Below are 14,686 nucleotides of genomic sequence, written 5' to 3'. Positions count from 1 at the left end.
GTCAGATCCAGCAGAACAAGCAGAAGGAGTCCGTCATGGCCAACCCGTTCGAGAACCAGGACCAGTCCTACCTCGCCCTGGTCAACGACGAAGGACAGTACTCGCTGTGGCCCAGCTTCGCCGCCGTCCCGGCCGGCTGGACCGTGGTCCGCGGTCCGGAGGACCGGGAGACCTGCCTCAACCACATCGAGGAGGCCTGGACCGACATGCGGCCGAAGAGCCTGATAGCGGCGAGCGCCGCGGCCGCCTGACCCGTCCCGCCCGCTGTCCCGTCCCACCCACTGTCCCACCCACCGTGCCGCCCGGTTCCTGGTCCCAGGAGCCGGGCGGCACATCTGCGTTCACGGGTGCCGTCGGGTGCCGACGGGTGCCGGTACGGCGGTGGACCGGCACAGCGGCAACCGCACAGTTGCCGCTCGCTTTCCTTCAGCCGGTGGTGCCCCGATCGCCACACTCGCTGGTGTTCCCGAAGTTCCCCGCACCTTCGCACCCGCACCCCCGCACCCCCATCCGCTCCCGGCCGCCGGCGTGCGGCTTCGCTCCGTGGAGGACGCAGTGGTACCTACAGCTCCGATCCCGGTGGAGGCAGTGGTCCTCGCCGACATCGCCATCGTCATCGCCGTCTGCGCCGTGCTGACCCGACTGCTCCGGCGGCTGCACCAGCCGCCGGTGATCGCCGAGATCGCCGCCGGACTGCTGCTCGGCCCGAGCCTGCTGGGGATGCTCCCCGGCGACCTGCCCGACCGGCTCTTCCCCGCCGACGCGCGGCTGCCGCTGTCGGCCGTCGCCAACCTCGGCCTGGCACTGCTGATGTTCCTCTGCGGCTGGGAACTGGACTCGCGCCAACTGCGCAGCAACACCCGCAACATAGGTGCGCTGGCGGTGCTGGCCATGGCCGTTCCGTTCGCCCTCGGCGGCGGCTTCGCCGTCCTGATCCGGCATCAGCAGGCCGGACCCGGGGTCCGCCCGGCGGCCTTCGTGCTCTTCCTCGCCACCGCGTTCTCCATCACCGCGTTCCCGGTGCTGGCCCGCATCCTGCGCGACCAGGGACTGACCCGGACCAGGATCGGCGGCATGGCGATGACCTGCGCCGCCCTCTGCGACGTGGTGGCCTGGTGCGTGCTGGTGCTGGTCACCGCGCTCGCGAAGTCCAACGGGACGGCCGGCTTCGTCCAGGTCCTGGGCCTGACCGCCGGCTTCGCCGCGGTGCTGCTGCTGGTCGTCCGCCCGCTGCTGCGGCGTGCGCTGGCCCGGCTGAACGAGCGCGGCAGCGACAGCGCGCTGACCGCCGTGATCCTCAGCGGCCTGCTGGTCTCCGCCTTCGTCACCTCCTGGATCGGGATCCACCCGATCTTCGGCGCCTTCGCCTTCGGCCTGCTGATGCCGCGCAGGACCGGGGCCGAGCGCGGGCTCGGCGACGAGCTGACGCAGCGGGTGGGGATTCCGCTGGACCGGGCCGCGGCGCTGCTGCTGCCGGTCTACTTCGTGCTCACCGGCCTCTCCGTGGACGTCCGCAAGCTGGGCCTGTCCGGTCTGCTGCTCCTGGTCGGGGCGCTCGCGGTGGCCACCGTCGGCAAGTACCTCGGCGCCGCGGTGCCGGCCCGGCTGAGCGGACTGGGCGGACGCGACGCGCTGGCCTTCGGCACGCTGATGAACACCCGGGGCCTGACCGAGATCGTGGTCCTCGGGATCGGCCGCCAGCTCGGCCTGATCTCCGCCGAACTGTTCACCGTCATGGTGCTGGTGGCGCTGCTGACCACCGCGCAGGCGGGCCCGCTGCTGCGGCGCTTCAAGCTCACCGCTCCCGTCCCGGTGCCGGACCCGGTCCGACCCGTGGTCCAGCCGTCCCGGGAGATCCAGCCAGTCTGACCAGCCCGTCCGACCAGCCCTTACGACCAGCCCTTACGACCAGCCCGTCCGACCAGGAGAGAGAGGCACATCGCCATGGACAGGTTCACGCCCCCGTACTACGGCTACTCCCGGATCGACGAGAGCGTCGTGCTGATCACCTACCGCTGCCGCACCGTCAACAGCGTGCGCGGGACCGACCGGGTCGACGCGCTGCTGCAGGAGCTGAGCACCGGCGACCCGCAGCAGGTGCTGGAGCGCTGGAGCACCGACGCGCTCGCGGTCGGCCACGGCAGTGCGGCCTGAGAGGAAGATCCGATGACCACCACCGTCCCCGCCACGACCCCTGCTCCCACCACGACCACCGTCACCGCGACAACCGTCCCCGTCCCCGCGACAACCGCTCCCACCGTACTGATCTGCCTGCCCTTCGCCGGGGCCGGCGCCGGGTTCTTCCGCAAGTGGCGCTCGCTGGCCCCGGAGGGGCTCACCCTGCTGCCGGTCCAGCTCCCGGGCCGCGAGGAGCGCTACTTCGAGACCCCGTACACCGATGTCGACCAGGCCATGGACGAGGCCCTCCCGCGGGTCCTCGACCAGCTGGCCGCACTGGGCGAAGCCGCCGAGCGGGTCGCCCTGTTCGGCCACAGCCTGGGCGCCGAGCTGGCCTTCGAGCTGACCCGGCGCCTGGCCGCCCGGGGCACCACGGTGTCCCGGCTGCTGGTCAGCGGCTCACCCGGACCGCGCGACCGGCAGGTGGAGCGGGTCAGCCACCTGGACGACGAGGCCTTCCTGGAGGGCCTGCGCCGGGTGGCCGGCTACCGCCACCCGGCCATGGACCACCCGGAACTGCTCCAGGTGATGATGCCGTTCCTGCGCGCCGACAACGCCATGCACGAGGACTACCGCTCGGCCCACGCCGAGCTGCTCGACGTACCCGTCACCTCGCTGCGCGGCCGGGACGACGCGCTGGTCAGCGCGGCGGAGGCGGCCGAATGGTCCGTCGAGACCACCGCCGGCTTCCGCAGCGTCGAGCTGGACGGCGGACACATGTACCTCACCGAGACGGAACACGCCGAGGCCCTGCTGCGGACCGTCGTCGACGAGCTCGAAAGGAGCCGCTGACCCATGACCGTGACCGAGGTGCCGAGCGTGACCGGAGGGCCCGCCTCCGGCTGCCCCTTCCGTCCGGCCGGGCCCGACCTGGTGGATCCACGCCTCTACAGCCACGGGGACGCCCCGCGACTCTGGCGCGAACTGCGGGCCCTGGACCACCTGCACTGGCAGCAGGTGGACGCGGACCGCGGCTTCTGGTCCGTGGTCCACTACCGCGAGGCCGACGAGGTGCTGCGGGACACCGACACCTACACCTCCGAGCGCGGCACCCTGCTCGACCTGCTCGGCACCGACGACCCGGCCGGCGGCCAGCAGCTGGCCGTCACCGACCCGCCGCTGCACACCGCCCGGCAGGCCCGGCTGAAGCGCGCCCTCACCAGCAAGGCGGTGGGGCGGCAGCGCGAGCAGATCCGTTCGCTGGTGGTCGAGCTGCTGGAACCGCTGGGCGACGGCGGGGTCTTCGACTTCGCCACCGCGATGATGGCGATGCCGATGTGGGTCACCGGCACGATGATGGCCCTGCCCCGCACCGACTGGGAGTGGCTGACCCGGGTCACCACCATGTGCATCGCCGCCGACGACCCGGAGTTCCAGGAGCCGGGCGGCCGGGCCGCCACCCTCAGCACCGCGCACCTGGAGCTGTTCGGCTACTTCCAGGACCTGATCCGGCACCGCTCCGAGAACCTCGGCCAGGACCTGCTCAGCGCGTTGATGTCGACCCGGTTCGAGGGCCGGCTGATGTCGCCGGGCGAGGTCGTCTCCAACTGCTACAGCCTGCTGCTCGGAGCCAATGTCACCACCCCGCACGCCCCCACCTTCGTGATGGCCGAGTTCGTGGACAGCGACGTGCTGACCGACTGGGCGGCGCACCCGGAACTGAACGAGTCCGGCTACGCCGAGGCGCTGCGCTGGGCCTCGCCGGTCAACCACGTGATGCGCTACGCCACCCGGGACACGGTGCTGCACGGCACCCCGGTCGCGGCCGGCGACGCCGTGGTGGTCTGGCTCGGCGCGGTCAACCGCGACGAGCGGGTCTTCGCGGATCCGGAGCGCTTCGACATCCGCCGCCGTCCCAACAAGCACCTGTCCTTCGGCATCGGCCCGCACTACTGCGTCGGACACAGCGTCGCCCGCGCGTCGCTGGGCCTGCTCTTCGAGGAACTCCTCTCCCGCTACCAGGACTTCAGCGCGGCCGGCCGGCCCGAGCGACTGATCTCCAACTTCGCCTCCGGCTACAAGCACGTCCCGATCACCGCACGCCACCGTCGGTAGGCGTCGGTCCGCGCCGGACACCCGTGCCAGACACCCGTGCCAGACACCCGCTCCAACCAGTGCGCCACAACCAGGAGGTTCGACCATGACCCAGCCCGTACTCACCGCCCACGACGCCGACCGGATCACCCTGGTCCGCGCGCTGTGGCAGGAGGTCCTCGAGGTGGACGAGGTCCCCGAGGACACCAACTTCTTCGACGCCGGCGGCGACTCGCTGCTGCTGGTGGCCCTGGTGGAGCGGATCCGGCAGGCCTTCGGGCAGCCGGTGCGCACCATGGACGTACTGCGCGCCGGCACGGTGCGGGGCCAGGCCGAGCTGCTCGCCGGAGGGGACGTGGTGGCGCGATGAGCGAGGAGGAAGACCGTATGGACTTCCCCAGCGACCTTCAGGGCCGGACCTCCTCGGGAGGCCCGGCCCTGCGGGCGTTGCCGGCCCCGGACCCGCGGCTGCGGTCGGAGGTCCTGACCCGCTGCGCCAAGCTCGGCACCGGTCCGGACGCCCTGCTGCTGGCGGCGTACGCGCTGACGCTGGCCCGCTGGACCGGCACGGCTGTCGTGCCGGTCCGCTGCGCGGACCGGACGGCGGTGGTCGAGGTTGACGACGGGTCGAGCACGGACGAGCTGATCAGGGCCGTGGAGCAGCAGCTGCACGGGAGCACGGCGGTGTCCGGGCCGGTCCAGGCGGGCTTCGGCCCGGACGCCGTACTCGGCGAGGGCGTGGAAGTCGTGCTGCGCGCCGACTGGAGTGCGGACCGGCCGGGGGACGGCTGGGCGGGTTCGACCGGCTGCCTGGCCGGTGTGTGGACCCCGGCGGAACTGGCGGCGTTCAGCGCCGACCTGCTGGCGGCGGTCGCCGAACTGGCGGCGGCCTCCGGCCCGGTGGAGGACGTCCGCTGCATCGCGCCGGAGCGGCGCGCGCTGCTCCGGCGGATCAACGGGACCGACCGCGACTTCCCGACGGCCTCGCTGGAGGAGCTGTTCCACCGGACCGCCCGGCGGTTCCCGGACGCGGTCGCGGTCCGGGACGGTGATGTCGAACTGACGTACCGCCAACTTGTGGCAGCGGCAGGGAAACAGGCCCGGCTGCTGGTCGAGGCGGGCGTCGCTCCCGGCGACACGGTGCTGATCGGCCTGCCCCGTTCGGCCGCCGAGATCGTGGCCGTGCTGGGCACGGTCCAGGCCGGCGCCGCCTATGTCGGCGTGGACCTCGGCTCGCCGCCGGCGCACCTGGCCCGGATCGTCGCCAAGTGCCGCCCTGCGGCCGTGCTGCACAGCCCGGAGGACGGCACCGCGCCGCCGGCCGGGGTCCGCTCGGTGCCGGTCTGGAACCCCTCCTGGAACGATGAGTCGGACCCCGACCCCGGTTCCATCACGCTGCTGCCGGGCGGGGCCGGCGAACGACTGGCCTATGTGGCCTTCACCTCCGGCTCCACCGGCGAGCCCAAGGGTGTCTGCGTGCCGCACCTCGGTGTGGTCCGGCTGGTGCACGGCGCGGACTACGCCCGGCTGGGGCCCGGCGAGCGGGTGCTCCGGCTCTCCCCGCTGGCCTTCGACGCGTCCACCCTGGAGCTGTGGGGCGCGCTGCTGACCGGCGCGGCCCTGGAGGTCTACACCGAACCGCTGCCGTCGCCGACCGAGCTGGGCGAGTTCCTGGTCGAGCGCGGCGTCACCGTCGCCTGGTTCACCGCCGGACTCTTCCGGCTGCTCGCCGAGTTCGCCCCGGACTCGCTGCACGGCCTGCGGCAGGTGCTGACCGGCGGCGACGTGGTCCCGCACGAGCACGTGGCCCGGCTGCTGGAGCGCCACCCCGGACTGGTCGTCACCAACGGCTACGGACCCACCGAGAACACCACCTTCACCACCACCCACTCGGTGGCCCGCCCGGAGGACGTGGACGGCCCGCTGCCCATCGGCTCGCCGATCCCCGGCACCCGGGTCCATGTCCTCGACGGCCGGGGACGGCTGCTGCCCCCCGGGGCCGTCGGCGAGCTGTACACCTCCGGTGCCGGCCTGGCCACCGGGTACCTCGGCGACGAGGACGAGACGGCCCGGCGCTTCGGCTGCTTCTCCACCGACCTCACCGCGGAGCGGCTGTACCGGACCGGGGACCTGGTCCGCTACGACGGCCTCGGCCGGCTGCGCTTCCTGGGCCGGGCCGACGACCAGGTGAAACTGCGCGGGTACCGGGTCGAGCCGGCCGCGATCGCCGCCGTGATCGCCCGACTGCCGGGTGTGCAGGACGCGTTGGTCTTCGCGATCGGTGCCGACAGCGCCACCAAGCGCCTGGTCGCGGCGGTCGTCCCGGCGGCCGGCGGCGCACCCGCACCGGTCGGGCTGCGGCAGGCGCTGGAGCAGCAGCTGCCCTCCTACATGGTGCCGGCGCTGTGGACCGTGGTGGACGAGCTCCCGCTCACCCGCAACGGGAAGGTGGACCGCAAGGCCCTGGCCGCCTCGGCCCGACCGGCGCGCTGACGCTGAGCCGCACCACCAACGGGAGGGCCCGGTACCGCGATCAGCGGTACCGGGCCCTCCCGTTTCTCTCTGCCGCCCGTTCTCTCTGCAGCCTGTTCTCTCTGCCCCCCGTTCTGTCTTCGAACGCCGAAGGGGCGGCCGGCTCGCAGTGCGAGCGGACCGCCCCTTCGGGGTCGACGGGCTGACCCCGGGTCAGGACTTCTTGGAGAGCAGGACGCCGAACTGCAGGCCGGTGGAGTCGGCGCGCGGGTCCGGGTTGGCGGAGGCCTCGACGGTCAGGCCCAGGCGCTCGAACAGCTCGTCCCACCAGGTGCGCGTCTCCAGGCGCTGCTCGGTGATGTGGTGGATCAGGAAGTAGGGGTTGTAGAAGGTCTTCGCCAGGCCGTGGCTGCCCATCACCGGCGAGAGCGGCTTGTGGTCCATCTCGACGACCAGCCAGCGGGCCTCGGGGTAGCGCTCGAAGGTCTGCGCCAGCAGGTTCTCGACGAACTCCGGGCCCTCCTGCTGCAGCACCTCCTGGAGCACGAAGGCGGTCATGAAGCAGATGCCCCGGCCGTTCTCCGGCAGGTCCAGCGTCAGCGCGTCGGCGGCGCCGCCCTGGACCACGTCGAACCGGCCCTCCAGGCCGAGTTCGGCCCGGCGGCGCTCGCCGAGCTCGACCGAGCCCTGGTTGGGCTCGACGCCGAGGCCGCGCAGGTCCGGCTGGGCCACCAGCAGGTCCATCAGGAAGCTGCCGTCACCGCAGCCGAGGTCCACCACGGTCTCCGGGCGGTTGGCCATGGCCGGGTCCAGCAGCTGCTCGACCAGCGGCAGGGCGTCGTAGGCGCCGATACCGCAGCTGCCCTCGCCCACCTTGGTGGTGTTGCGGGTGGCGAAGCGGGTGCCGTCCGCGAGGATGTCGCCGAGCTGGTCCATGGAGGGCGCGTAGCCGCCGACCATCATCTCGTACCAGGGGGCGAAGGGGAGCACCTCCAGCGCCTTGCCGCTGATGGACCAGCCGCCCTCCTCCAGTACGGCGTAGCCCTCGTTGCGCAGGTAGCGGAGGAACCCGCCGGTGCGGTAGGCGTCCAGGCCGAGCTGCTCGGCCAGCGTCTCCGCGGTGGCTCCGGGCTCCTTCTTCAGCGCGTCGAACAGGCCCACGTGCATGGCGTGGTGCAGGGCCTGGGCCAGGAAGAACTGACGGACCGGCTGGGTGTTGTCGATCAGACGGCGCTCGAAGTCGTCGGTCAGGATGGTCATGATGGGTTCGCCTCTCTGGGGTGAATTCGGTGCGGGGTGAATGCGGTGTGGATGTACGGGGGTGAGAATTCGGGGAGTCCCGGGCTCAGGCCGCCCTGGGGAGGATGCGGGTCCAGGCGACGCGGCACAGGCTGCGGTCCAGCCGCTGGTGGTCCTCCCGGCTTCCGATGCTGATCCGGAGCCAGCCGGGCAGCCCGTTGCCGTCGCAGTCCTTGACCCGGACCCGGTCCTCGGCGAGGACCGTGGCGAGTGCCTCGCGCACGGCCGCCTCGGGGCGGACCAGCACGAAGTTGGTCTCCGACTCGCGGACCTCCTCGAACAGGCCGCTGGCGCGCAGCGTGGTGCACAGTTCGGCACGGGCCTCGCGGACGTACTCGGCCAGCCGGGTCATGAACTCGGGTTCCTCCAGCAGGCCGGCCGCCGCGTGCAGGCTGACCGCGTCGATCGGCATGAACCGGCGCAGCGGCCGCAGCCGGGCGATGGTGGCGGCGTCGGCGACCAGGCAGCCGAGGCGGATCCCGGCCAGGCCGGCCGCCTTGGAGAAGCTGCGGTAGACCAGGACCCCGGGCACCGGGCCGCCGGTGCGGGAGAGGATTCCGGGCTGCGCGGAGAACTCCTGGTAGGTCTCGTCGACGAAGACATGTCCGGCGACGGCGCGCAGGCCGTCGATCCAGGCGGCGGGGAGCAGGTTGCCGGTGGGGTTGCCGGGCTGGGCCAGGTAGACGATGTCGCCGGCGCCGAGTCCCGCCGGGACGCCGGGCCGGGGCTGCCAGTCCGGGCCGAGCGGGATCGGGTGGAACGGCTTGTCGTTGGCGGCCGCCCGGTCCGGGTAGCCGTCGAATCCCGGCTTCAGTCCCCAGGCCCGGTCGGCCAGCGAGAGGGTCATGTCGATGGCCTCGTCCACGCCGGCCATCAGCAGCACCTGGTCGGTGCTGACGCCGTGGTGGGCGGCAGCCAGTGCGGTGACCTCCTCCAGCAGACCCCGGGGGTAGCGGTGCAGACGCTCGGCGGCGTCGACGACCCGCTTGACGGCCAGCGGTGGCGGGCCGATCGGACTCTCGTTCCAGTCGAGCAGGGCTTCCCCGTCAGCGGACGGGTGGGCTGCGACCACGTTCTGCCTCCTTCCCCGGAGCGTCTCCGGGCTCGTTTCCTGGCGGTTCTCGGGTTGCTCAGCCGACGGGGACGGCGGTCCGGCGCAGCGCCCCGTCCAGTGCCTGCTGCACCGCGACGCGGTTGCCCGGGTCGAGCAGGTAGAAGTGCGCGCCGGGCAGTACCTGCACCTCGCAGCCGCCGCTGGTGCGCCGCTCCCACTCGTAGAGCTCGGCGGCGGGGACGTACGGGTCGTCGGCACCGCCGAGGGCGAGCACCGGCAGGTCCAGCGGGGCTCCCTCGATGGCGGCCGACACCTCCTCGTCGAGCCGGGTGTCGCTGCGGAAGAGGTCGATCAACCGGGCCCGCCAGAACGGGTCGGCCAGCAGCTTGGGTGCCGTGTTGCCGACGGCGCCGAAGAAGCCGACGATCTGCTCGTCGTCCAGGCCGCGCAGCGACTCCAGGGCGACGCCGGTGGGTTTGCGGGCGCTGACCGCGACGCCGTGGCACAGCTCGGGGGCGGCCAGGGCACAGGCGAGCGCCAGGCTGGCGCCCATGCTGTGGCCGAACAGCCAGGTGGGCAGGGGCGGCAGGGCGGCGAGTTCGCGGGTGACGGCGGTGACGATCTCGGTGTGGCCGGTCACCGGCGGCTCCGAGAAGCGGCGCTCCCGGCCGGGCAGCGAGACGCCCAGTACCTGGATCTCCGCGGGCAGGGCCGCCACCAGCGGCCGCAGCGAGGCGGCGCCGGCTGCGGCGTAGGGGAGGACGAGGAGCCGCGCCTGCGGTGCGGCGGCGTCCGGGGACTGCTTGCGCAGCGGGAAGAGCCACTGCGGGACGGGAGCGTCGGTCACAGGTCGCTGCCTCTCTGCGGGGCGGGGCGGACGGAGTAGGGGTTGGGCCGAGGGGTGGCGCGGGGGCCGCGACGGCACGGGCGGTGCCGTGCTCGTCGGGGCCCCACGTCACATCGGTGCGGGTGTCGCGGCGGTGCGGTTGCTGCGTCAGTGCGGTGATGGTCCGTCAGGACCCGTCGCCGGTGTTGCGGAGGAGCAGTGCGGCCACGGCCGACACCGAGCTGTCCTCGAAGAAGTCCTCCGGCGGGAGCACGTCCTCGCCGAACAGTTCCTCGGCGCCGGCGACGAACCGCGCCGCCGCGAGCGAGGTGCCGCCCACCGCGAAGAAGTCGGTCTGCGGCCCCTCCACCGCAAGCCCCAGGGCGCGCCAGCTCTCGGCCACCCAGGCCTCGGTCTCCTGTTGGGTCGCCGGACGGCTCCCCGTCGTCTGCACGGTCATGCGGACCTCCGAATGTCACGGACCGGGAACTCGTAGCCGTTCACGGTCTCCTGTACGTACGTGTTGTGCTGGTAGGTGTCCTCGCCGGAGGTGAGGATCGCCCCGTAGCGGGCGAGGCTGACCGTGGAGCCGAACTCCTTCAGCTCGGTGAGCCCCGGGTAGACGCGGGCGGCGGTGGGCAGGTAGCGCACCGAGTAGCCCAGGCGGGCCTGGTCCTCGCTGGTGTTGGGGTGCGAGGCGTGCATGAGCGTGGACCAGAAGATGATGAACTGCCCCTGCTTCATGACCGCGGAGATGGCCTTGGACTCGTCCGGGGCCCAGTCGGGGTTCTTCTGCAGCTGGCGGTAGTCGTAGCCGAAGAAGCCGCGGTTGGTGCCCTGCTTCTCCAGGTTGTTGATGATGTCGGCGTCGTAGGTCAGGCCCTTGGTCTCGTCGTAGTTCATCTCCTTGTGGGTGCCGGGAATGAACTGCAGCGCCCCGGTCTCGACGCTGGCCTCGGTGAAGGCGGTCCATACGGTGACGGTGCCGCGGCGGTCCGAGTCGGCCGGCCACTGGATCTGCGGGGTGGCGTTGTCGGTGAGGCTGGAGAAGTCCTCGGCCTGGTGCCAGTCGGTGCCCTCGTCGCCGGGGTACTTGGCCAGGAACTCCGAGCGCCAGCACAGGGTGTCGGGTCCGAGGATGGAGGCGACCCGGTCGACGATCTCCGGACGGGTGACGTGGCCGGCCAGGAAGTCGATGTCGAAGTGGCGGTCGTAGTTGGAGATGGCCGACGCCTGCTTCTCGTCGCTGTAGATCGACTTCTTGGTGCTGATCAGCTTGGGGCGCAGCGCCCGCAGGTTCTGCTCCATCTCGGCCGGGTCGTACAGGTCGAACGGGCCGATGTAGCCGTCGCGCTCGAACTGCTCCACCTGCTCGGGGGTGAGCGAGAAGTCGTTCTGGGACATAGCTCTTCCTCTCATTCGGATCATGCGGTCGGTTCGGTTGGTTCGGTCGGTTCGGTTCGTTCGGTTCGGGCGGGCTGGTCGGTGTGGACGGCCGCGGACGGCCTCAGGCGGCGGCGGGCTGCCGCGCGCCCCGGAGTTTGGCAACGAGGTCCTCGATGGCGCTGCAGGCGTACAGGTCGCCGACGGTGACCTCGTACTCGGGCAGGGCCTCCTTGAGGATCGAGTGGACCCGGATCAGCAGCAGGGAGTCGCCGCCGACGTCGAAGAACCAGTCGTCGGGACGGAAGTCGCGGTGGCCGAGGACCTCGGCCCAGGCCTCGGTGACCACCGAGACCAGCCGGTCGCCCTCGGACCGGACGGGTGCCGCCGGGACCGCGACGGGTGCGGGGGCGACGGCCTCCTCGCCCGCGGCCAGGCGCCGCAGCCGGTCCAGGTCGAGCTTCCCGTTGGCGGTGACCGGGAACTCGTCCACCTGCGCCCACAGTCCGGGGACGGCGTGGCCGGGCAACTGCCCGGCGGCGAAGGAGCGCAGCGCGGACGTGAGCCCGGGCGCGGTGCCGACGACCGCGGCCAGCAGCTGGTGGTCGCCGTTGCCGAGCGGTACCACCGCCACCGCGGCGTCGCGGACCTCGGGATGGCTCCGCAGCACCGCGGTCACCTGCTCCGGCTCGACCCGGAAGCCGCGGACCTTGACCTGGCGGTCGCTGCGGCCGAGGAAGCGCAGGTTGCCCTCGGCGTCCCAGCGGACCAGGTCGCCGGTGCGGTAGAGCCGCCGGCCGCCGGCCGCGGCGCCGAACTCCCCGAAGACCCGGGCCGTCTCCTCCGGCGCCCCGGCGTAACCCGCCGCCAGGCCGGCGCCGTAGGTGTACAGCTCGCCGACGCCGCCGGGCGGTACCGGTCGGCCGGACCGGTCGAGCACCAGCACGCCGGTGCCCTGGATCGGGCGGCCGATCGGCAGCCCGGACGCGGTGGCGGCGGCCGGTTCGTCGACATGGTGGACGGTGGTGAAGGTGGTGTTCTCGGTGGGCCCGTAGCCGTTGCTGACGCGCAGTCCGGGGCAGGTCCGCAGGACCTGGGCCACCTGCGCCGGCGGCACCACGTCCCCGCCGGTGAGCAGCTGCAGCACCGAGCGGAAGGCGGCCGGGCGGAAGTCGGCGACCAGGCGGAACAGGCCCGCGGAGAGCCAGAGGCCGGTGACCTCGCGCTGCTCCAGCACCCGGGCCAGCGCCGAGGCGGTGACGTGCCGGCCGGTGAAGACCTCGATCGTGCCGCCGGCCAGCAGCGGGGCGAAGATCTCCAGCGTCGAGGCGTCGAAGGCCAGCGGGGCCAGGCGCAGGAAGCGGTCGGTCGCCCCGGGCCGCAGGAACTGCGGCCGGTGGGCCAGCCGGACCACGCCCCGGCAGGGGATCATCGCGCCCTTCGGCGCGCCGGTGGTGCCGGAGGTGAAGGCCAGGTAGGCGATCCGGTCGGGGTCGGCGGGCGCGGGCGGCGGCACGGTGCCGACCGGCGCGGTGCCGACCAGCGCGACACCGACCGGCGCGGTGGCGGCGGGCGGTGCCACGGTCAGCAGGGTGCGCCCGGTCCCGGCGGCGCCCAGCGCCTCCAGCCGGTCCGGGTCGCCGAGCACCACCCGTGCCTGCGCGCCGTCCAGGACCGCGGTGTTGGCCGCGGGCGGGTTGCCGGCGTCGATGCCCACGTAGGCGGCGCCGATCCGCAGGACCGCCGCGATCGCGACGATCTCGTCGACCGAGCGGCGCAGCGCCAGGCCCACCCGGTCGCCCTCGGCGACCCCGGCGGCGGCCAGACGCGCGGACAGTTCGGCTGCAGCATCCAGCAGTTGACGGTAGGTCAGGGTCGACTCCGGGGCTTCGTCGGCGCGGACCGCGGGGGCGTCCGGGGTGCGTACGGCCACCTCCTCGATCAGCTGCCACAGCCCCGCGTCGACGGTCGCCTCGGGGCCGCGCTCCAGGGCGTCCAGCCGGCGCCGCTGGGCCGGGGAGACCGTGCCGACCTCGGCCAGCGGGCGGTCCGGGGCGGCGGCCAGTTCGAGCAGCGCCTGCTCGAAGGAGCCGGCCAGGTCGAGCGCCTCCTGCGCGGTCAGCACCGAGGTCGCGTACTCGAGTTCCAGCGCCGGCTGGGCGTCCCAGCCGAGCACGTGCAGCATGGCGTCGTAGGCGGTGCCGCCGGTGTGCCCGACGCAGATCTCGAAGTCCACCCCGCCGGCCGGCAGCACGGTCGGCACCAGCTCGCTGTGCGCGCCGAAGGCGATCTGTGCCAGCGGGTTGCGGGAGCGGTCGCCGCCCCGGGTCAGCCCGGTCACCAGGTCCTCGAACGGCACCCGGCCGTACCGCAGCAGTTCCCGCAGCGCCCGGGCGGTGCTCCGGACGTAGTCGGCCACCGTCCCGTCCTCCGGGATCTCGCAGGCCACCGGGCCGAGGCCGGTGGCACCGCCGACGACCCGCATGGCACTGCGGTTGTGCCGGCCGACGGTGGGGACGCCCACCAGCAGCCGCTGCCGTCCGGTGCGCCGGGCCACCACCAGCGCCCAGGCGCCCAGGAGCACCGCGTTGCGGCTGACGCCGAGCGATGCGGCCAGCGCCACGCAGCCGGCCCGGGCCGACTCGGTGATGGTGAAGGGCAGTCGGACCCCGGCGCAGGTGCGGACCGCGGGCCGGTCCAGGTCGCTGGGGAGCTCCACGACGGTCGGCCAGTCGGCGAGCATCGCAGCGCGCTCGGCGGTCAGCGCGGCGACGGCGTCGGTGCGCTCGGCCGCGGCGAGCAGCTCCATCCCGGGGGCCTCGTCAGCGTCCCCGGCGGTACCGGCGTAGTCAGCGGCGATCTCCTCCCAGAGCAGGCCGATGCTCCAGCCGTCCAGCACCACGTGGTGGCCGATCAGGGTCAGCACATGGCGGCCGGGCCCGGCGGCGGTCAGTACGAAGCGGACCGGCGGCGCCTCGTAGGGACGCAGCTGGGCCGGCACGGCGGGGGTCAGCAGCCGGTGCAGCACCTGCACCGGGTCGGCGTCCGCGGGGACCGTCGGCAGTTCCTGCTCCACCACGACCGGCTGCCAGTCGGCCAGTACCCGGGTGCCGAGGGCACCGGTCTCGGCGTCGCGGGTGAACACGGTCCGCAGGGCGGCGTGCCGTCCGGTCACCCGGGCCAGCGCGGCGCGCAGCCGGTCCCGGTCCAGCGGTCCGGTGATCCGGGCGCTGACCATGACGTGGAAGGGCGAGGCCTGACCGTTCAGCGGCCCCTCGGCGGAGAGTATCCCCTCCAGGGTCCGGGTCACCCGGGCGTCGGGGTGCTCGCCCGTCTCTACTGATCGCTCCTGGGAATTCACGTCGGGCATCCTCTGTGACTCGTCGTGGCTCGTGGCTGGCGACTGGTGGTTCGTGGCTGGTGGTTCGTGGCTGGTGGCT

General features: G+C 73.1%; 13 protein-coding genes. 7 read left to right on the top strand and 6 right to left on the bottom strand.

From position 1 onward, the window contains the following. Positions 1 to 35 precede the first annotated feature (35 nt). The 7 genes from IF29_RS0113150 (at position 36) to IF29_RS0113120 (ending at position 6,705) form a co-directional block, all read left to right on the top strand. A complete protein-coding gene (locus IF29_RS0113150; protein ID WP_030253664.1) occupies positions 36 to 251 on the top strand; it encodes an MbtH family protein in 216 nt (71 codons plus the stop codon). Between the two features lie 292 nt (positions 252 to 543). Beyond that, on the top strand, positions 544 to 1,869 hold the full coding sequence (locus IF29_RS0113145; RefSeq protein ID WP_198037437.1) for a cation:proton antiporter domain-containing protein: 1,326 nt from the start codon (positions 544 to 546) through the stop codon (positions 1,867 to 1,869). A gap of 75 nt (positions 1,870 to 1,944) precedes the next feature. Beyond that, a complete protein-coding gene (locus IF29_RS0113140) occupies positions 1,945 to 2,154 on the top strand; it encodes a hypothetical protein (protein WP_030253661.1) in 210 nt (69 codons plus the stop codon). A 12-nt stretch (positions 2,155 to 2,166) separates the two neighbouring features. Next, positions 2,167 to 2,970: a thioesterase II family protein gene (locus tag IF29_RS0113135; protein WP_084714077.1), complete on the top strand. Its 804-nt coding sequence runs from the start codon at positions 2,167 to 2,169 to the stop codon at positions 2,968 to 2,970. A 3-nt stretch (positions 2,971 to 2,973) separates the two neighbouring features. Beyond that, complete coding sequence (locus tag IF29_RS0113130) at positions 2,974 to 4,233, top strand: cytochrome P450 (protein ID WP_037595107.1); 1,260 nt, start codon at positions 2,974 to 2,976, stop codon at positions 4,231 to 4,233. Between the two features lie 85 nt (positions 4,234 to 4,318). Beyond that, positions 4,319 to 4,582 (top strand): acyl carrier protein, encoded by a 264-nt coding sequence (locus tag IF29_RS0113125; protein WP_030253655.1) that lies wholly within the window; start codon positions 4,319 to 4,321, stop codon positions 4,580 to 4,582. A gap of 17 nt (positions 4,583 to 4,599) precedes the next feature. Next, positions 4,600 to 6,705 (top strand): amino acid adenylation domain-containing protein, encoded by a 2,106-nt coding sequence (locus tag IF29_RS0113120; RefSeq protein ID WP_051725253.1) that lies wholly within the window; start codon positions 4,600 to 4,602, stop codon positions 6,703 to 6,705. 192 nt (positions 6,706 to 6,897) lie between these two features. On the opposite strand, the gene IF29_RS0113115 is transcribed toward IF29_RS0113120, so the two are convergent. From IF29_RS0113115 to IF29_RS0113090, 6 genes are all read right to left on the bottom strand, one after another. Further along, positions 6,898 to 7,944 (bottom strand): hypothetical protein, encoded by a 1,047-nt coding sequence (locus IF29_RS0113115; protein ID WP_030253652.1) that lies wholly within the window; start codon positions 7,942 to 7,944, stop codon positions 6,898 to 6,900. Positions 7,945 to 8,029: 85 nt separating this feature from the next. Next, positions 8,030 to 9,055, bottom strand: a complete 1,026-nt coding sequence (locus tag IF29_RS0113110; protein ID WP_030253650.1) for a pyridoxal phosphate-dependent aminotransferase — start codon at positions 9,053 to 9,055, stop codon at positions 8,030 to 8,032. 58 nt (positions 9,056 to 9,113) lie between these two features. Then, entirely contained in the window at positions 9,114 to 9,884 is a 771-nt protein-coding gene (locus IF29_RS0113105; protein WP_051725252.1) for a thioesterase II family protein, read from the bottom strand. Positions 9,885 to 10,050: 166 nt separating this feature from the next. After that, positions 10,051 to 10,323 carry an acyl carrier protein gene (locus IF29_RS0113100; RefSeq protein WP_051725251.1) on the bottom strand — a complete coding sequence of 91 codons (273 nt, stop codon included), beginning with the start codon at positions 10,321 to 10,323 and terminating at the stop codon, positions 10,051 to 10,053. Continuing rightward, positions 10,320 to 11,267, bottom strand: a complete 948-nt coding sequence (locus tag IF29_RS0113095) for a chlorinating enzyme (protein WP_037595105.1) — start codon at positions 11,265 to 11,267, stop codon at positions 10,320 to 10,322. Before IF29_RS0113095 ends, IF29_RS0113100 begins: the two co-directional genes overlap by 4 nt. A gap of 103 nt (positions 11,268 to 11,370) precedes the next feature. Then, positions 11,371 to 14,607 carry a non-ribosomal peptide synthetase gene (locus IF29_RS0113090; RefSeq protein WP_198037436.1) on the bottom strand — a complete coding sequence of 1,079 codons (3,237 nt, stop codon included), beginning with the start codon at positions 14,605 to 14,607 and terminating at the stop codon, positions 11,371 to 11,373. Positions 14,608 to 14,686: the final 79 nt, after the last annotated feature.

This window comes from Streptacidiphilus jeojiense, from assembly GCF_000719095.1.
Lineage (GTDB): Bacteria > Actinomycetota > Actinomycetes > Streptomycetales > Streptomycetaceae > Streptacidiphilus > Streptacidiphilus jeojiensis.
Note: the sequence above shows the minus strand (reverse complement) of the source record. Positions and strands in the feature narration are given on the sequence as shown.